The organism is Zobellia roscoffensis (assembly GCF_015330165.1).
Classification (GTDB): domain Bacteria; phylum Bacteroidota; class Bacteroidia; order Flavobacteriales; family Flavobacteriaceae; genus Zobellia; species Zobellia roscoffensis.
In genome coordinates, this window is the sequence record NZ_JADDXT010000002.1 from 687,059 (window position 1) to 705,685 (window position 18,627).

13 protein-coding genes are annotated in these 18,627 nt (G+C 38.4%); 1 reads left to right on the forward strand and 12 read right to left on the reverse strand.

Going from position 1 to position 18,627, the window contains the following annotated elements:
- Positions 1 to 46 precede the first annotated feature (46 nt).
- The 4 genes from IWC72_RS02945 to ruvB form a co-directional block, all read right to left on the reverse strand.
- Positions 47 to 2,344, reverse strand: coding sequence for an NADP-dependent malic enzyme (locus IWC72_RS02945; RefSeq protein WP_194524756.1), 2,298 nt, complete (start codon positions 2,342 to 2,344; stop codon positions 47 to 49).
- A 111-nt stretch (positions 2,345 to 2,455) separates the two neighbouring features.
- Positions 2,456 to 3,781 carry an MFS transporter gene (locus tag IWC72_RS02950; protein WP_194528763.1) on the reverse strand — a complete coding sequence of 442 codons (1,326 nt, stop codon included), beginning with the start codon at positions 3,779 to 3,781 and terminating at the stop codon, positions 2,456 to 2,458.
- Between the two features lie 120 nt (positions 3,782 to 3,901).
- Positions 3,902 to 4,822, reverse strand: coding sequence for a tRNA epoxyqueuosine(34) reductase QueG (gene queG / locus IWC72_RS02955; protein ID WP_194528764.1), 921 nt, complete (start codon positions 4,820 to 4,822; stop codon positions 3,902 to 3,904).
- Between the two features lies 1 nt (position 4,823).
- A complete protein-coding gene (gene ruvB, locus IWC72_RS02960) occupies positions 4,824 to 5,846 on the reverse strand; it encodes a Holliday junction branch migration DNA helicase RuvB (RefSeq protein ID WP_194528765.1) in 1,023 nt (340 codons plus the stop codon).
- Between the two features lie 119 nt (positions 5,847 to 5,965).
- Between ruvB and IWC72_RS02965 the strand changes: the two genes are divergently transcribed.
- Positions 5,966 to 8,236, forward strand: a complete 2,271-nt coding sequence (locus IWC72_RS02965) for an acyl-CoA dehydrogenase family protein (RefSeq protein ID WP_194528766.1) — start codon at positions 5,966 to 5,968, stop codon at positions 8,234 to 8,236.
- Positions 8,237 to 8,243: 7 nt separating this feature from the next.
- Here the strand turns inward: IWC72_RS02965 and IWC72_RS02970 are convergent, their stop codons facing one another.
- From IWC72_RS02970 to IWC72_RS03005, 8 genes are all read right to left on the reverse strand, one after another.
- The gene (locus IWC72_RS02970; RefSeq protein WP_226979470.1) at positions 8,244 to 8,522 is read right to left on the reverse strand and encodes a GIN domain-containing protein; all 279 of its coding nucleotides are present in this window, start codon (positions 8,520 to 8,522) and stop codon (positions 8,244 to 8,246) included.
- 10 nt (positions 8,523 to 8,532) lie between these two features.
- On the reverse strand, positions 8,533 to 11,700 hold the full coding sequence (locus IWC72_RS02975) for a discoidin domain-containing protein (protein ID WP_194528768.1): 3,168 nt from the start codon (positions 11,698 to 11,700) through the stop codon (positions 8,533 to 8,535).
- 464 nt (positions 11,701 to 12,164) lie between these two features.
- On the reverse strand, positions 12,165 to 12,986 hold the full coding sequence (locus IWC72_RS02980) for a GIN domain-containing protein (RefSeq protein ID WP_194528769.1): 822 nt from the start codon (positions 12,984 to 12,986) through the stop codon (positions 12,165 to 12,167).
- A gap of 154 nt (positions 12,987 to 13,140) precedes the next feature.
- Positions 13,141 to 14,970, reverse strand: coding sequence for a cytochrome c oxidase subunit I (locus IWC72_RS02985; protein WP_194524764.1), 1,830 nt, complete (start codon positions 14,968 to 14,970; stop codon positions 13,141 to 13,143).
- A gap of 72 nt (positions 14,971 to 15,042) precedes the next feature.
- On the reverse strand, positions 15,043 to 16,146 hold the full coding sequence (locus tag IWC72_RS02990) for a cytochrome c oxidase subunit II (protein WP_194528770.1): 1,104 nt from the start codon (positions 16,144 to 16,146) through the stop codon (positions 15,043 to 15,045).
- A gap of 30 nt (positions 16,147 to 16,176) precedes the next feature.
- Positions 16,177 to 17,517: a quinol:cytochrome C oxidoreductase gene (locus IWC72_RS02995; RefSeq protein ID WP_194528771.1), complete on the reverse strand. Its 1,341-nt coding sequence runs from the start codon at positions 17,515 to 17,517 to the stop codon at positions 16,177 to 16,179.
- 15 nt (positions 17,518 to 17,532) lie between these two features.
- Positions 17,533 to 18,093, reverse strand: a complete 561-nt coding sequence (locus IWC72_RS03000) for a c-type cytochrome (protein ID WP_194524767.1) — start codon at positions 18,091 to 18,093, stop codon at positions 17,533 to 17,535.
- Between the two features lie 2 nt (positions 18,094 to 18,095).
- Complete coding sequence (locus IWC72_RS03005; protein ID WP_194524768.1) at positions 18,096 to 18,626, reverse strand: DUF3341 domain-containing protein; 531 nt, start codon at positions 18,624 to 18,626, stop codon at positions 18,096 to 18,098.
- Between the last annotated feature and the right edge of the window lies 1 nt (position 18,627).

Here is an 18,627-nt window from a genome sequence, read left to right on the forward strand (position 1 = left end):
GTTTTGGGGATTATTTTGTCCGACCGTTACAGCCGGACAATAACTTTTACTTAATCTCTGTTTTGGCCTTTCTTCTTTTTTCTCTTTCCTGGGCATCAATAACTGCAACGGCAGTCATATTTACCATTTCGTCAACACTAGCACCTAATTGAAGAATATGAACAGACCTTCTAAGCCCCACCATTATTGGACCAATACTATCCGCTTGGTTCAATTCTTTTAGTAGCTTGTAAGTGATGTTTGCTGATTCTAAGTTCGGAAAAATCAAGGTATTCACTTTTTTACCCGCTAATTTAGAAAACGGAAACTGACTTTGCAGCAGCTCTTTATTCAGTGCAAAATCCGTTTGAATTTCACCATCTACAATAAGACTAGGGTTACTCTCATGCAAAATATGAACTGCTTCTCTTACCTTTTTTGCATGAGGATGACTAGATGAACCAAAATTCGCATAGGACAATAAAGCCATCACCGGTTCATAACCAAAAGTAGACGCTACATTAGCTGCATTTTGTGCAATTTCTGCAATCTCTTCTGCATTTGGGTCGATATTAATAGAAGTATCCGCCAAGAATAATGGGCCTCTATCTGTTATCATAATATTTACCGTAGAAACTTTCTTTACATTTGAAGCTCTACCGATAACTTCAAGAATAGGCTTCACTACCGTTGGGTATGCTCTTGAGTATCCTGAAATCATTCCATCGGCATCACCTTCCAATACCATCATAGCTCCAAAATAGTTACGCTCTCGCATTCTTATTTTTGCACTATAAAGTGTGGTTCCACTACGTTTTCTGCTTTCCCAAAACTTGGTTGCATAACGAATATGCTTCTCATCAAACTCTTTTGATGTAGGATCAACAATTTCGATATCCGCATCAAAATCCAGCTCTTTTTTAAGCTCTAAAATTATCTCTTTATGACCTAAAAGAATGGGTTCTGCAATGCCTTCCTCATGAACAATTTGTGCCGCTTTAAGCACATCAAGATGATCAGCCTCAGCAAAAACAATACGTTTTTTGTTCATTTTGGCTCGGTTGTGCAGTAAGCGCACTACCTTGTTGTCATTACCCGATCGTTGTAAAAGTTCTTCTTTATACCGGTCCCAATCGTCAATAGGACTTTTCGCCACCCCACTATCCATTGCCGCTTTTGCTACCGCAGGTGGTATTTCGGCAATTAATCGTTGATCAAAAGGTTTTGGTATGATATATTCTTTACCAAAAGTCAACCTTGTTTCACCATAGGCTATATTCACCTGCTCGGGTACGGGTTGCTTAGTAAGCTCGGCTAATGCCTTAACAGCAGCCATTTTCATTTCTTCATTTATGGCTGTCGCTCGAACATCAAGAGCTCCTCTAAAAATAAAAGGAAAACCAAGTACATTATTCACCTGATTAGGATGATCAGAACGGCCAGTAGCCATTATAATATCTTTACGGGTCTTTACCGCTAAATCGTATGCTACTTCTGGGTCAGGATTCGCCATTGCAAAAACAATGGGGTTTTCGGCCATTGACAATAACATCTCAGCTGAAACAATCCCAGCAATAGAAAGTCCGATAAAAACATCGGCATCTACCATAGCTTCAGAAAGTGTATCTATTTTTCTATCCGTAGCAAATTCCGCTTTAGAGGCTGATAAATTTTCAGCATCTTTTCGAATTACTCCCTTACTGTCTAACATGACAATATTTTCAGCTTTTGCACCAAAAGCTTTGTACAATTTAGTACATGAAACAGCTGCAGCACCAGCACCACTTATTACAATGCGTACCTCTTCTATTTTCTTTTCGGACAACTCAAGTGCATTCAACAATGCAGCAGCAGAAATAATAGCCGTACCATGCTGGTCATCATGCATTACGGGAATATCAAGCTCCTCCTTTAGCCTTCTTTCAATTTCAAAAGCTTCGGGAGCCTTAATATCTTCTAAGTTAATACCTCCAAAGGTAGGAGCAATCATCTTTACGGTCTGTACAAACTCATCAACGTCTTCCGTATTAACCTCTATATCAATTCCATCTATATCTGCAAAAATCTTAAAAAGCAAACCTTTACCTTCCATAACAGGTTTAGAAGCTTCAGGACCAATATTACCCAAACCTAAAACAGCAGTACCGTTTGAAATAACAGCAACTAAATTACCTTTTGAAGTATATTTATAAGCGTTGTCTTTATCTTTTGCAATTTCAAGGCAAGGTTCTGCAACACCTGGCGAATAGGCTAGGGCCAAATCACGTTGTGTAGCATATGGTTTTGTAGGAACTATTTTTATTTTACCAGGCTGTGGTTTGGCATGATATATCAACGCTTCCCTTCTCAGTTTTTGATTGCCCATAGGATTATTAGATTTTAAGAAAACAAATTTAAGGGTATTCTTCGGATATTTGTAGCGCGTTTAGCGTATATATTTCCAAGAATCTACAAGAGATCTATATGTAAAACCTAACTACTCTATATTCTCCTTTTTACCCTCCTTTACATTCAACCGCAAAGAAAGAACAGCAGCAAGAACAAAAAACACCCCAGCAAACAAAATAGCGTTAACGGCATTACCCCCAAGAAGATTTTTAAAAATAGGCCCAAAAGTAAGTGTCTCGATTCCCATAGGAATAACGATCATCATATTCAAAATACCCATATAAACTCCTCTTCTATCTTGCGGCACTATCTTAGAAACCATGGTATAAGGTATTCCCATCATGGCCGCCCAACCTACACCAAAAAGAATCATTGGAAACAATACATAGATAGGGTCCGAAATATAAGGGATTGCGAAAAGCGCTAACCCCGTACCAAATAAGCTTGCTGCATACACTTTTTTACTTCCAAACTTAAGTGCTAATGGCACTAAAGCCAGCGCTACAACCATCGTTGTAATATTATAAGTGGTACTCATTTTTGCAGATTGAGCTGCTGCTCCCGAAAGGTCAAACCCCATAGTATTCATAAACAAAGGAGTAATGAACTGCCAATACACAAAAAGGGCATACCATTGAAAAAGATAGACAGCCGAAAGCTTCCACATAAAAGAAGGCATGTCTTTGACCGCTTTTGATATTTCAACAAAAGGCATATTAAAACGCTGAGCAGATGACAACGCTTTATGAGCCTTAATTTCTTTGAACTCTTCCTCCGAAGGCGGAATTTCAGGGGTCTTTAACACTGACCACAAAATAGTAGACACCGATAAAAATGCACCGATAAAAAAGGAATAATACAACCATTTTGGAATAGAACCTGCTGCATCAACCACATCCTCTACTCTAAACCAATCTTGAAACAAAAAGATAGAAGCGTTAGCCAGTACTATACCCGCACCAACAAATAAACTCTGCATTTGATAACCAAGGCTCAATTGCTTTTCCGGCAACTTATCCCCAACAAAAGCACGATACGGCTCCATAGCCATATTATTTCCTACATCTAAAATCCAAAGCAGACCAACTGCAAACCATAATGCCGGACTTAAAGGAAAAGCGAACAAACAAAGACTACCTATAATGGCACCTATTAAAAAGAAAGGTTTACGCCTACCGAAACGAGGTGACCATGTTTTATCGGAAATTGCCCCGATTATGGGCTGTACAATCAAACCGGTAACTGGGCCCGCAATATTTAAAATGGGAAGCATATCTTCCGCAGCACCCAAAAAAAGAAAAACAGGGTTGATGGCTGTTTGCTGTAAGCCAAAACTGAATTGAATGCCCAAAAAGCCCACATTCATATTAAAAATCTGCCAAAAAGTTAAGCTAGGTTTTTTTATCAAGTTCATTAGAAGTCGATTTTGGTATAAAAACTACCTAACAAGATAGGGTAATAAATCTTCGACAAGAAAAACTTTACGATAAAATATGAAAGATGCCGAACTCTAACGTTTTCGACAGAAGGTCAATTATTTCAAAAATTTGATATTCCGCTGTAAACCTGAAAATTTAGTTCTTTTTACAGCTGATTTTTGAAACACTTTTTTAAACACATCTTCCGTAATTTCCTCCCAATCCTTTTTGGACATCGAAAGAAGTTCAGGATGTGGATTGAACAAAGGTTCTTGGTGCGATTTTGAAAAACGGTTCCACGGACACACATCTTGACAAACATCGCAACCAAATGCCCAATCATCAAACTTGCCTTCAAACTCCGTAGGGATTTCATTTTTAAGCTCAATCGTAAAGTAGGAAATGCATTTACTCCCGTCTACCACGTAAGGCTCAACAATAGCCTCCGTAGGACATGCATCTATACAAGCGGTACAGGTTCCGCAATGATCCGTAACCCTATTGTCATATTCCAACTCCAGATCTACAATGAGTTCTGCTATAAAATAGAAAGACCCAACCTTTTGGGTTAACAAATTGCTGTGCTTTCCAATCCAACCTAATCCGCTTTTAGCTGCCCACGCCTTGTCCAGCACAGGGGCAGAATCTACAAAAGCCCTCCCTCCTACTTCACCAATATTTTCGGAGATAAAATCTTGTAGCTGACGCAACTTAGATTTGATGACGTGGTGATAATCTTGCCCGTAGGCATACTTAGAAATTTTATAGGTGTCATCTTGCTGAGTTTCTTCAGGATAATAATTCAGTAACAAAGAGATAACAGACTTAGCTCCGTCTACCAACAAACGTGGGTCTAAGCGTTTATCAAAATGATTGGCCATGTATGACATTTCACCATGCATGTTATTGTTCAGCCATTTTTCAAGTCTGGGGGCTTCTTCTTCTAAAAAATCTGCTTTGGAAATACCACAAGACAAAAAACCGAGGCGTTTGGCTTCGGTTTTTATAAGTTCTGAATATTTCTCTTTGGAATTCATATTAAAACAACCCAGGTTGTACGCCTCCTTTGAGCTTTCCTAGGTGTTTGTACGCCAAATCCGTGACTTCCCGCCCTCGTGGTGTTCGCATAATAAAACCCTGTTGTATCAAAAAAGGTTCATAAACCTCTTCAATAGTTTCTGAGCTTTCCGAAACTGCTGTCGCCAAAGTGGTAATACCTACAGGCCCTCCTTTAAATTTATCTATAATGGTAGTTAGAATCTTATTATCCATTTCATCCAGTCCGTGCGCATCAACGTTTAGCGCCTTTAGACTAAATTTTGAAATTTCAATATCTATACTTCCATTCCCCTTAATTTGAGCAAAATCCCGAACTCTTCTCAAAAGCGAGTTACAAATTCTTGGCGTTCCCCTACTTCTACCGGCAATCTCAATGGCTGCATCTTGGCTAATTGGAACTTTCAAAATTTCGGCACTGCGCTCTACAATGGTTGAAAGCAATTCAGTGGAATAATATTGTAAACGGCTTTGAATTCCAAAACGTGCCCGCATTGGAGCAGTAAGTAATCCTGAACGAGTGGTAGCGCCAATGAGTGTAAACGGATTTAAATTAATCTGTACCGAACGGGCATTTGGACCCGACTCGATCATAATATCAATCTTATAATCCTCCATTGCGGAATAGAGATATTCCTCTACAATAGGGCTCAACCGGTGAATTTCATCAATAAAAAGTACATCCCGCTCATCTAAATTTGTAAGCAAACCTGCCAAATCTCCGGGTTTGTCCAGAACCGGACCTGAAGTAATTTTAATACCTACTCCTAATTCACTTGCCAGAATATGTGCCAAAGTGGTCTTCCCCAATCCTGGAGGTCCGTGAAACAACGTGTGATCCAGCGCCTCCCCTCTTTGATTGGCAGCTTCCACAAAAACTTTGAGGTTTTCCAATACCTGCTCTTGTCCGGTAAAGTCGTCAAAACTTATGGGACGTAAAGCTCTTTCTATATCAAATTCTTCGGGTGTGAAGTTTTCTCCTTCGGCGTCTAAGTACTCATTCATATCAAAACAAAGATAACAGAAAAAGAATCAAGCCCACTATACTTCATTACCCTAATCTGCCGTTTTCTATATGGCAAGAAGCCACACAAATTTGACGATAATTTTCGTAAATTCATTCTATGCAAGAATCCAATTACTCCTCAGAAATACTTCAGTACATTCCTTTTTATTATGTTATTTGGTCTGATGATTTACTAACGACATCCGAGATCAACGTTGTACAAAACGCGATAGATACAGATAAAACGCTCTCCGATAAAAGTAAGGCTCAGTTATTTGCATGGTTAGACACTTACAACCCACCAGCCGACACCGAATTAAAAAAATGGAAACAAACCATTTCCAATTCTTCAGTAAAATTAGTTGAAAGTGAAACCTATCCTTTATCGGCATTCAGCCAGAAAGTAGTATCTCATTACAAAGGCAATTACCCTCTAAACGAACAACTGAAACAAATTGAAATACAGCTGGGCATTCAACCCAACCACTACAACCACCTTTTTGATGTAGCCGTTTCACACGAAGCAACATCCAGCTTTTATAATGCCCATGATATTGATACTATTTTAAAAGGAAAGCATGCTAAAGTGGTTGATGATTTCAGAAAAACATTATCAGACCCTATTTTCAAATGGGATGTTCACCGAAATAAAGAGGAATTTAGACAGGTGGTTCTAAACCAAGTAAAGTTTCTTGCCAATAAAGGTTATGGTGCCATGGCCTACCCAGAAGCATATGGCGGTATAAACGATATGGAAGGCTATGCATACATGTTCGAAAATATGATGTTTGCCGATGGCAGCCTATCTATAAAGTTTGGGGTTCAATTTGGACTTTTTGGCGGAAGTATCCAAAAGTTAGGCACTAAAAAACACCACGACCAATATTTAATGGAAACCGGCAAAGCCAAACTTTTAGGATGTTTTGCAATGACAGAAACCGGTCATGGTTCTAACGTGCGTGGCATTAAAACAACAGCAACTTACGACAGTAAGACGGACCAAATTATTATTCACACGCCGGGCAAAAACGACAACAAGGAATATATTGGCAATGCGCTTCACTCTAAAATGGCCTCTGTATTCGCACAGCTTATAGTTAACGGTAAAAATGAAGGGGTACATGCTATTCTCGTTCCTCTACGCAATAATAACCATGAACTTCTTCCCGGTATACTCGTAGAGGACAATGGTTATAAATTGGGCCTTAATGGCGTTGACAATGGCAAAATATGGTTCAACCAAGTTACTGTTCCTAGAGAAAATCTACTCAATAAGTATGGAGATATCAAAGAAGACGGTACTTACTATTCGGAAATTAAAAATCCAAATAAGCGCTTCTTTACCATGCTTGGCACTTTGGTAGGTGGAAGAATTTGCGTAGCCCGAGCTGGCCTAGGCGGTGCTAAATACGCTTTAACCGTAGCTATAAAGCACGCTTTGAAGCGGAGACAGTTCAATGATAGCGTAAAAATTCAAGAAGACCTTTTGATCGACTACCCAACGCATCAATTACGGCTTACTCCTTTAGTAGCTAGTGCATACGTATATCACGTAGCTCTTGATAAGATGATGCAACAGTATTGCGACCCTTCTCAACCGGACAAACGAAAAATTGAAACCCAAGTTGCAGGCTTAAAATCGATTATTACTTGGTACGCAAACGATACCATTCAAGAATGTAGAGAAGCCTGTGGAGGCAAAGGGTACCTCATAGAAAACCGTATTGCAGATTTAAAGGGAGATGTAGACATCTTTACCACTTTTGAAGGCGACAATACGGTGTTACTTCTTTTATCTGCCAAAGGCGTATTATCAGATTTTAAATCAGAATTCAACAGTGCTGGTTTTACCGCAGTTTTGAAAATATTGGGCATACAGATAAATGACAAATTAACTACCATTAACCCAGTTTACACAAACAAAGTAGATAAAGACCATTTATATAACCCAAAGTTTCACAAACACGCTTTTGACTACCGTACTAGACGCTTGACTTATTCCTTAGCTATGCGCATCAGGGATTACATTAAAAAAGGAGTGCCGTCATACCAGGCCTTTCTAAAAGTACAAACTCACCTCTTAGCATTAGGAAAAGCTTACAGCAACGAGCTAGCCTACACCACCTACTGTGACTTTGTAGATACCATGGCCAATGATAAGAATAAAGCATTGTTCCTAAAATTAGGCACGCTACATGCTTTATACACGCTAAGACAGGATGCGGAGTGGTATCTAGAACAAGGTTATATGGGCGGAACAAAATCGAAAGCCATACGGCAACGTGTAGAGCGCCTATGCACGGAACTACGCCCTCATATTGGGGTACTTGTAGACGGTTTTGGCATACCCGACCATTGTATGACTGCACCAATAGCAATAGACCATTAGGCCTTGACTATTTCTCCTTATGCAATTCCGAAGTATCTAAGAAATCTAGAATCTCAACTTTAGCTTCACCGTACAGGTGGGTTCTAGCGCTACCGCTCGAGGTAAGCTGTATAGTTTTAGTAGGATGAACATCTGCCGTAGCAGATTCTTCAATAGTAAGATATACAGCTTCAGCTTCTAGTTTCTCACTTTTTAACTTTGAATTTTCAAAAAGATTGGCATATAATTCATAAGTGGTCCCTTCTAATATGGCAGTTGCATTTTTATACATTTTAACATTGCTCAAATTCGCATCACTACTCTTTAAGTACAGTAAAAACTTTAGTTAATTCTGGTGTATCAACTCTAATATGGTATACCCCTGCAGGATAATCACTTAAATCGCATGAAGTTACTAATAATTCAGAGATTCTTTTATTTAGAACCCTACCTGAAAAGTCAATTACTGTAATTTCCTTATTACCTGTGATGCCGTCAATATACACCGCATTTGTTGTAGGGTTAGGGTAAACCGTTGCAAATGGAGCATTTAATAATTGTTCTCTCCTTGGTAATTTTGCCTTTAATGCCGTTATGCTTTTCTTCACTACTCCTTCTCCAACCTTCATTTCTAATAGATTATTCCAACTATTTGACGAATTTCCATAACCAACATATCTCACATAACGAACGTTCCGTGACGAAAAATTAAAATCCTCCAACTGCTGGGTACGCCCTCCGCTCTGTTGGCGTTGACCATAAACGTCTGTCCAATTTTCCCCATCGTTTGACAAATGAAGCTCAAAATCGTATTTTCGTCCGTCTCCTCGATAAAACGCGAGTTGAACCTGACTGATCTCCTTAGAAACCCCCATATCAATCATTGCCCATTGACCATCACCGTTTACGCTCCAACGTGTTTTAAAATTATCGTCAACAAGATTACAAGGAACGTTGCCGTCTTGGCTAGCACTAGCAGTCACTTTATACTGACCTCCGTTGGAACAGTTACCGCCATCGCTGGTAGCTACGGCCACACCTACTTTCATTTCCAAAATATTGTTCCAAGTGTTAGATGAATTTCCGTAACCAACATACCTTACATAACGAACGTTACGAGTAGGGAAAACGAAATCCTCCAACTGTTGGGTACGCCCTCCGCTCCGTTGGCGTTGACCGTAAACGTCTGTCCAATTTTCCCCATCGTTTGACACATGAAGCTCAAAATCGTATTTTCGTCCGTCTCCCCGATAAAACGCAAGCTGAACCTGACTAATCTCCTTAGAAGCCCCCATATCAATAATTGCCCATTGGCCATCACCGTTTACGCTCCAACGCGTTTTAAGATTACTGTCAACAAGATTACAAGGAACGTTACTTTCTTGAAAATCACTGGCGCTCACCTGATACTCACTCCCATTGGAACAGGTGCCAGCGTCGTTGGTCGTTACTGTTACACTGACCGTATCGGTAAAATTTCCTTCAATCGTTTTTAAAGTAATGACTCCACTTCCTTTGGCCAGTGCCATTATTGTTCCATCCTGAGAAACCGTGACAATTTTACTATCGCTACTAGACCATTTCACACCTCTCTGAGTTGCATTGGAAGGTAATATCGTAGAATTAATCTTTATGGTTTGAGCAACGGACATATTCAATTCATCCCGATCTGCCATAACACCTTTAACCGGAATTGCACTAGTACCGCCTGTTCTAGCTCCTACTTTAAATTCTAAAAGATTATTCCAAGTGTTAGATGAATTTCCATAACCAACATATCTCACATAACGAACGTTCCGTGACGAAAAATTAAAATCCTCCAACTGTTGGGTACGCCCTCCGCTCCGTTGGCGTTGACCATAGACATCAGTCCAATTAGACCCGTCATTTGAAACTTGGAGATTAAAATTATAGGTTCGAGAATCGCCGGCATAAAATGCAAGTTGAACTTGGCTAACCTCCTTGGAAGAACCCATATCAATCATTGCCCATTGGCCATCACCATTAACGCTCCATCGTGTTTTGAGATTATCATCAGCAAGGTTACATGGACTATTGCCTTCCTGACTATCGCTAGCCGTTACAGAAAACCCACCGCTATTGGAACAAGTATTTGGCGTTTCAGACACAGGAGCATCTGAACCACTTAAACGTCCAAAATCACCTGACAACCAGGCAAAGTATATTTCTATGGCAGAGTACCCCGCGTTATTTATGACCGTATAATTACCAAAATCCCAATTTCTCTTTACCTGCAGACGAGAATTAACACCATGACTTAGTTCCCAATCGTCTGCCATACCATTCTTATCCTGATCTTTATAACCGGCCCCACTTGTGATTTGAGGAAAAGAACCACTAAATCTATTCGTTCCCGAGTAGTTTTGATAACTCTGAATTAACCTCTTGTCCACGTCGTCTCTTTTCCAAGGACTAGCCCCGATATGTGGTAAAAGTTTGGAATCAAGCTTGTTATTTCGCGCATCTGTAGGCGTGTAAGTCGATTTGCTCTTGGGTGATGGAAATTGATAAGGCCCTAGTTCCTTCCTGTATAAACCCAAAAACCCTTCGTCTAAAACATTTCCATCTAAAAAAGCATGAGTCTTTTCAATACTACCGAAGTCGTCATTTCCTGAGTCAGGAGGAGTAAGTGTTACTGGATAATTTGTTGAAGTCTCAAAATCGTTTGACAATCTATATCTATTTCCAATTACACTGAAGGCCATACCCTCTGATGCCGAGGTAGCCCATTTAAAACCGTAAACAATATTATTTATCTGCTCAAAACTAAAATCTGCATCATCACTACTATTTGCCATAATATTTCTACTATTGTTCAAGGCAAATAAATTATTTAATATAGACACTTTTTTTGCGTGTTGCATTAGTAGCCCTTTGATGCACTCGCCCAAAATAGAATTTTGTACAGTTACATTTTCGGCATACTTGACTGAGATATTTTCATCCAACGCCCATGAAACTGAACAATGATCAATTATTATGTTTTTTATTTTAGAATATTTGTTACTTGACCTAACCCTTATGCCGTCCATATTATGTCCATCTTGTGGATCAGCACTTGCATTCATCCTAAACCTTAAATGCCTAACGATGACGTTATCCGCCTGTATGCTTAAAGAACCATTCTTTATTAATATCCCTCCGCCTGGGGCAGTTTGACCAGCAATTGTAACATTTCCCCTACCTCCGTAAATTGGTAAATTAGATTTAGCATTGATTGTGCCGCCCACTTTAAAAACAATTATCCTAGGCTCCCTTATTTCAACAAGAGCATGTCGGAGACTGCCAGGACCGGAATCGTTGAGATTTGTGACCTCGACAATTTTTCCTCCTCGACCTCCAGTAGCATTCCTACCAAAGCCTTCAGCAGTGGGAAATGCATCCTGGTTTTCCAGTAAAATTTGTTTCTGGGCTAAGAGTTGAAATGACGCTATAAAGCAAGCAATCAGTAATGAAGTTCGCATTTCTCTAAATATAAGTACGTTAAAAAAAGTTCAATAATTCAGGGGTCGCAATATTAGAATTATTTACTTATTTAAAAACTTTCAATGAAAGAAAAAACAAAAAAATTAGAAATATAACACAAAAACAAGGTTTAGTGGAGCCAGTTGAAAAATTAACCCGTTTAAGATGACGAATAACATAGTAAATACTTGTTAAATAAAAATGCCCACATCTCCATCCCAGAGACATTCTATTAGTAAAAAAAATCTATATTAAAATTATTTCCTAATTGGGATTGCGAAAATTTCTTAATTTCCAATTTACTAAAACAATTAAAACTGGAAGATAGCAGCCGCATAAAGTCGAAAACTAATACAAGCCTATCAATATATTATACCACTTTCAGAAAGATGTATATAACTTAATCCAGTAAATAGAAAAACCAAAACATAAAATAACTAACCTATCTGTTTTGTATTATAGCCTATTTCTCTTTATGCAATTCCGAAGTATCTAAGAAATCCAGGATTTCAACTTTAGCTTCACCGTACAGGTGCGTTCTAGCGCTACCGCTCGAGGTAAGCTGTATAGTTTTAGTAGGATGAACATCTGCCGTAGCAGATTCTTCAATAGTAAGATATACAGCTTCCGCTTCTAGTTTCTCGCTTTTTAACTTTGAATTCTCAAAAAGATTGGCATACAATTCATACGCTGTTCCTTCTAATATGGCGGTTGCATTTTTGTACAGTTTTACGTTACTCAAATCACTATTACCAAAAACCTTTACATCTATTCTATCCTTTAAAACCAAATTAATTTCTTGACCCTTCAAATTAAACTCCCCAGAACTGTTTCCTTCCATATTAATATTGAAAACTTCAGCATCCGCATTCAAATCCAACTTTGAAGATTCGTGTAAATCTACATGCAGGTCTTTAGCATTTATAACACCATCCATTGTAATATCGCCATCATACATGGTTATAGCCTCCAAATAAATATAGTTAACAACTATCTCTAATTTCTTTTTACGAGTAATGTTGTAATAAGAACTAATCTGCAAAACACTATCTTGAACCCTAAACCTGAGTACATCAATAAGATTATCATCTGCCGTGATAGAAACTCCTTCTTCAGATGAATCATGCAGTTTTATTTCAAGATCATCACGTAATTCAATTGCATGAAATGGGGGCAATTCTTGGTATACATCTATTACTTCCTTATTCCCTTTTATTTTAGGTTTTCTCTGTGAAAAAGCCTGAAAAGTGAATAATAAAACAAATAGAAAAACAAAATTCTTCATACTATAGAGTCTTTGATACTAGGGGGTTAGTGCCTATTTTATAATTTACAAAGGTATCTTATATTCTTGTTATCAAATAGAAATGTTAAAAAAAGTATTAAAAAAAAATGCCTAACTATAATAGTTAGGCATTTTTTTTTATTAGTCTAGTAAATTAATGTTGAAGTTCTTCTTCATCTTTCTGTAGAGGGACTGTTTGAGGCACAAAATCTTGACCAGGAATAATATACTCGTCATTCTCGTCTACCTTACTATAATCATAAGCCCAACGGTGAACTTCAGGAATAGGACCAGGCCAGTTTCCATGAATGTGTTCCTGCGGGGTTGTCCACTCCAAAGTTGTAGCCTTCCAAGGATTCTTAGGGCCAACCTTTCCGTAGAAAATACTTCTTACAAAGTTGTATACAAATATAAGTTGAGCACTTGCTGTGATGATTGCAAAAACGGTCATCAATACCTGAATATCCGTTAATTCATCAAACATTGGAAATGCCGTGTTTTCATAATATCTTCTTGGTACACCTGCCATACCAACAAAATGCATAGGGAAGAAAATACCATAAGAACCAACCGCAGTAATCCAGAAATGGATGTACCCCAAATTCTTATTCATCATCTTGCCTTCAAACATTGTTGGGAACCAGTGGTAAATACCTGCAAACATTCCGTAAAGCGCAGAGATACCCATTACCAAGTGGAAGTGAGCAATTACAAAATAAGTATCGTGAACGTTAATGTCTAATGTACTATCTCCCAAAACAATACCGGTAAGACCACCAGTAATAAAAGTAGATACCATACCTATTGAATACAGCATTGCCGGGTTCAATTGTAGATTACCCTTCCAAAGAGTCGTAATCCAGTTAAATGCTTTTACAGCAGATGGTATAGCAATTAATAGCGTTGTAAATGTAAATACGGAACCTAAGAACGGGTTCATACCAGAAATAAACATATGGTGACCCCAAACGATGGTTGATAAGAAAGCTATTGCAAGAATTGAAGCAATCATAGCACGATAACCGAAAATAGGTTTTCTAGCATTCACTGCCATTACCTCAGAAACGATACCCATTGCAGGCAAAATTACAATATATACCTCAGGGTGGCCCAAGAACCAAAAAAGGTGTTCATATAATACTGGTGATCCACCTTGGTAATGTAAGACTTCACCTTGTATGAATATATCCGATAAAAAGAAAGACGTACCAAAACTTCTATCCATTATCAATAATAACGCTGCAGATAACAATACAGGAAATGATATAATACCAATGATGGCCGTTACAAAAAATGCCCAAATTGTTAAAGGCAATCTAGTCATAGACATCCCTTTTGTACGAAGGTTGATTACAGTCACAACATAATTCAATGACCCCATAAGTGAGGAAGCAATGAATATAGCCATAGATACCAACCATAACGTCATACCCATACCAGAACCTGGCTGCGCCATTGGCAAAGCACTTAAAGGCGGATAAATTGTCCATCCCGCTGCTGCAGGACCTGCTTCTAAAAATAATGACGCTAACATTATAATACATGAAACAAAGAACATCCAGAACGATAACATGTTCATAAAACCAGATGCCATATCACGTGCTCCAATTTGAAGCGGTATCAACAAGTTACTAAAAGTACCACTCAAGCCCTGTGTCAATACAAAGAACACCATTAGCGTACCATGAATAGTTACCAATGCCAAATACACATCAGCATCCATAACACCATCTGGAGCCCATTTACCTAACAAGGCCTCAAAAACAGAAAAAGATTCTCCTGGCCAAGCCAATTGCATACGAAACATAAGGGACATTAAAATACCCAAAGCCCCCATAACGAATACACCAGTAATTAAATACTGCTTAGAGATCATCTTATGATCTTGACTAAATATATACTTAGTTACAAAGGTTTGTTTGTGGTGATGTTCGTGATCGTCATGTCCATGATCATCAACCTGTGCATTTGCAGTAACAGACATATTTGCTATTCTTTAATTTTAAATTTTCTTTTAAGCTCTCCTCAACTATCCATCAATACTACCTTCTTGGTATTAGTGACTTGCTGTTGCGGTTTCTATCTTCTTGAATTCATCGGTAGATGCCTGACCCATTACATTTTGTCCAAATGTTTTTTGTTCAGCTACCCAAGCGTCATACTCTTCTTGAGTTTCTACGATAATCTTCATTTGCATATTGTAGTGAGACTTTCCACAAATTTTATTACAAAGCAAAATGTAATCAAATTCCCATGGATCTGAATTCTCCTCTCCTTTAGCGGCTCTCTCCGATCTAATTGCATTAGTACGTTTAACTTTATCAGCCACATCTGGATTCTGACGCATTTCTTCAGTAGTATGAATTGGTGTAAAAGAAAACTCAGTAATCATACCTGGAACACAATTCATCTGTGCTCTAAAATGAGGCATATAAGCTGAATGCAATACGTCTTGTGATCGCATTTTAAAGTTTACCTTTCTACCTACTGGCAGGTGTAATTCTTTTACAATAATATCATCTGCAGCATATGTATCTGATTCATCTAAACCAAGAACATTCGCCTTATTTATATCAATCATTCTTACGTTAGCCTTACCAAGAACGTTATCTTCGCCCCCGTATCTAGCCGTCCAACTAAACTGTTGAGCATACAGCTCTACAATTAATGGATCATCTTCATCATTAACATCCATAATGGTTGTCCATGTATACAATCCCCAAAGGATAAGACCAGACAAAACAATTACCGGAATAATAGTCCAGATAAACTCTAAACGATCACTATCTGCAAAGAAAAGAGCTCTTTTCCCTTCTACGCCACGGTACTTGTACCCAAAATAATGAAGTAAAGCTTGTGTAAGTGTTTGTACAATAAAAATAATTATGAAAGACACCAACATTAAGGAATCATATTCCGCACCATGTGCAGAACCCGCCTCTGGAAGTAAAAATTTAGAATATTTCCAGAAACTAAAAATTGTAATTCCGTAGATAAAAATAAGAAAGGCGAACAAAAGGTACCCATTCGTATTGTTATCCGAATCGTTAGCTATTTGAGAATTTTCGGCCTTGAGCTGAGACAGTTCGAATATCTTCGTCATCTGCCAAATCGCAATTGCCACAAGGGCTAAAACCACTAAAGTCAATAATGTAGTCATCGTATGTTCTACTATTATACGTTAAAAATACTAATAATGAAAATGTCTGCTTTCCTCTATAAACGGGTTACGTTTAGGCTGTAAAGGTGCAGTGGACAAAGCACGGAACACCCAGAATATAAACAAGCCTGCAAAGAAAAGAACAGCTCCAATTTCAGGGATACCGATAAACCATTGGTCACCCACAGTTGACGGCATAATCATATTAAAAATATCCATGTAATGTCCTCCTAGTATAACGATACCTGCCAAAACTACAAACCAGTTTAAACGCTTATAATCGCTATTCATTAAAAGTAATACAGGGAATAAAAAGTTCATAGCTATCATACCAAAAAACGGCAATCTATAATCCGCAATTCTTGTTACATAGTACGTAACCTCCTCCGGAATGTTAGAGTACCAGATAAGCATGAATTGAGAGAACCAAAGGTACGTCCAAAAGATACTTATACCGAACATGAATTTTGCTAAATCATGTATATGACTATCATTAACATCTGGTAAATAACCTCTAGATTTTAGGTATACCGTTACCATAGCAATTACAGTAATACCAGATACAAACATACTAGCAAAAACATACCATCCAAAAAGTGTACTGAACCAGTGAGGATCTACACTCATAATCCAATCCCAAGACATGATAGATTCAGAAACCAAATAGAAAACCAAGAAACCGGCTGACCATCTAAAGTTCAATTTAAAATTAGAATCATCATTAGATTCATCTTGTCTCAATGACAATTTTCTAGAATATTCTCTGTAAAAAATCCATCCTCCTAAGAAAACAGCAGCTCTTATTAAAAAGAATGTTGGATTCAAGTAACCAGCTTTACCCTGTAACAGATGATCATGAGCCACAACATCAGCATCCATCCAAACAAACAAATGGTTCATATGTAATACTGACATTACCAATATAACAAACACAATGATTCCACCTGGTACCAAATAAGCCGTAATACCTTCCATCACTCTAAATAACAATGGTGACCATCCTGCCTGAGCAGCTCGTTGTATAGCATAAAATGCCAATACACCCAATGCAATCATAAAGAAAAAGAATGCGGCTACATACAACGCTGCCCATGGCTTATTCTGTAATTGATGTAAAAGATGTTCATCGTGAGAAGAATCGTGAGCTTCCCCATGTGCCTCAACAGCCTCACCATGACCGTCAGCAGCTACAGCACCCTGCGCCTCTACTGCTCCATGAGCATCGCCGTGTCCGTCACTATGACTAGCTACTATAGCTTTTGCCTCTTCTACTGTACTAGGCGCCGAAATAAATCCGATAGCAATCCCAAGTACTCCAAGAGCCATTAAAATAAAGGAACCGATCTTTAATTTGTTTGAAAACGTATACATATCCCTTTTCTAATATTATTTCGTTAAGTCTTGTTTCAATTTCATCACGTACTCTGAAACTTGCCACATCTCTTTTGTATCCATCTGAGAAGCATAAGAACCCATAGAGTTCAGTCCGTAATGAATAGTATGGTAAGCAGTACCTATTGTAATATTTCGAGCGGCATCTGAATAATTAGGAACACCCAAAATCTTTTCTCTTTTCACAAGTGTACCTTGCCCATCTCCCTTATCCCCGTGGCATATAGCACAGTAAATGGTATACAACTGACCTCCAACTGCTAAATCCTCTTCCATATTCAAAGAATCTAATGGGCTAGATTGAACTCTTGCCAATTCTTTTCCTTCTGGTGTATTTTCATAACCGTAAGGTATCCACCCACGAGAAATTGTATTTTCTGGTGGAGTCATTGCCTCTTGACCATTCGGAAGAAAGTCTACCTCACCATATGCCTCGTAACCTACCGGCTCATACATATTAGGCATATATTGGTAGTTGGGACTGTTTTTATCGGCACAGGCCGTAACACACAGTAGCAACCCGAAAACGATTCCTATTTTGCTAAAACTGTTCATATTTAATGACTGGTTTTTTCAACTATATTTATCTCCACTGCCCCTGTATCCAACAACAGATCTTTTAATTCTTTCTCGTTATCGTGAATATCGATTTCCATTAAAAAATGGTCATCAGTAGTACGAACATCCGGGTTTTCAGCTTCTTTGAAAGGCCATAAACGACTTCTCATATAAAAAGTAATTACCATTAAGTGAGCCGCAAAGAAAACTGTAAGCTCAAACATAATTGGCACAAAAGCCGGCATGTTCTCTAAGTAACTAAAACTTGGTTTACCTCCAATATCTTGAGGCCAATCTTCAATCATGATGTAATTCATCATCAAAGTCGCTACAGAAATACCAACACAGCCATAAATAAAAGCCGTAATTGCTAAACGCGTTGGCGCCAGACCCATGGCTTTGTCTAAACCATGTACAGGAAATGGACAATATACCTCTTCGATGTGATGCTTGGCTGCTTTTACCTTTTTAACGGCAAGCATTAGCACGTCATCATCATCATAATATGCATGTATCGCTTTTGATGCCATA

What these genes read in the sequence shown, in the direction of transcription:
- IWC72_RS03005 (WP_194524768.1), bottom strand. Translation starts at nt 18,626, where the DNA reads ATGGCATCAAAAGCGATACATGCATATTATGATGATGATGACGTGCTA.
- IWC72_RS03000 (WP_194524767.1), bottom strand. Translation starts at nt 18,093, where the DNA reads ATGAACAGTTTTAGCAAAATAGGAATCGTTTTCGGGTTGCTACTGTGT.
- IWC72_RS02965 (WP_194528766.1), top strand. Translation starts at nt 5,966, where the DNA reads ATGCAAGAATCCAATTACTCCTCAGAAATACTTCAGTACATTCCTTTT.
- IWC72_RS02980 (WP_194528769.1), bottom strand. Translation starts at nt 12,986, where the DNA reads ATGAAGAATTTTGTTTTTCTATTTGTTTTATTATTCACTTTTCAGGCT.
- IWC72_RS02995 (WP_194528771.1), bottom strand. Translation starts at nt 17,517, where the DNA reads ATGTATACGTTTTCAAACAAATTAAAGATCGGTTCCTTTATTTTAATG.
- queG (WP_194528764.1), bottom strand. Translation starts at nt 4,822, where the DNA reads ATGAATTCCAAAGAGAAATATTCAGAACTTATAAAAACCGAAGCCAAA.
- IWC72_RS02945 (WP_194524756.1), bottom strand. Translation starts at nt 2,344, where the DNA reads ATGGGCAATCAAAAACTGAGAAGGGAAGCGTTGATATATCATGCCAAA.
- ruvB (WP_194528765.1), bottom strand. Translation starts at nt 5,846, where the DNA reads ATGAATGAGTACTTAGACGCCGAAGGAGAAAACTTCACACCCGAAGAA.
- IWC72_RS02990 (WP_194528770.1), bottom strand. Translation starts at nt 16,146, where the DNA reads ATGACTACATTATTGACTTTAGTGGTTTTAGCCCTTGTGGCAATTGCG.
- IWC72_RS02950 (WP_194528763.1), bottom strand. Translation starts at nt 3,781, where the DNA reads ATGAACTTGATAAAAAAACCTAGCTTAACTTTTTGGCAGATTTTTAAT.
- IWC72_RS02975 (WP_194528768.1), bottom strand. Translation starts at nt 11,700, where the DNA reads ATGCGAACTTCATTACTGATTGCTTGCTTTATAGCGTCATTTCAACTC.
- IWC72_RS02985 (WP_194524764.1), bottom strand. Translation starts at nt 14,970, where the DNA reads ATGTCTGTTACTGCAAATGCACAGGTTGATGATCATGGACATGACGAT.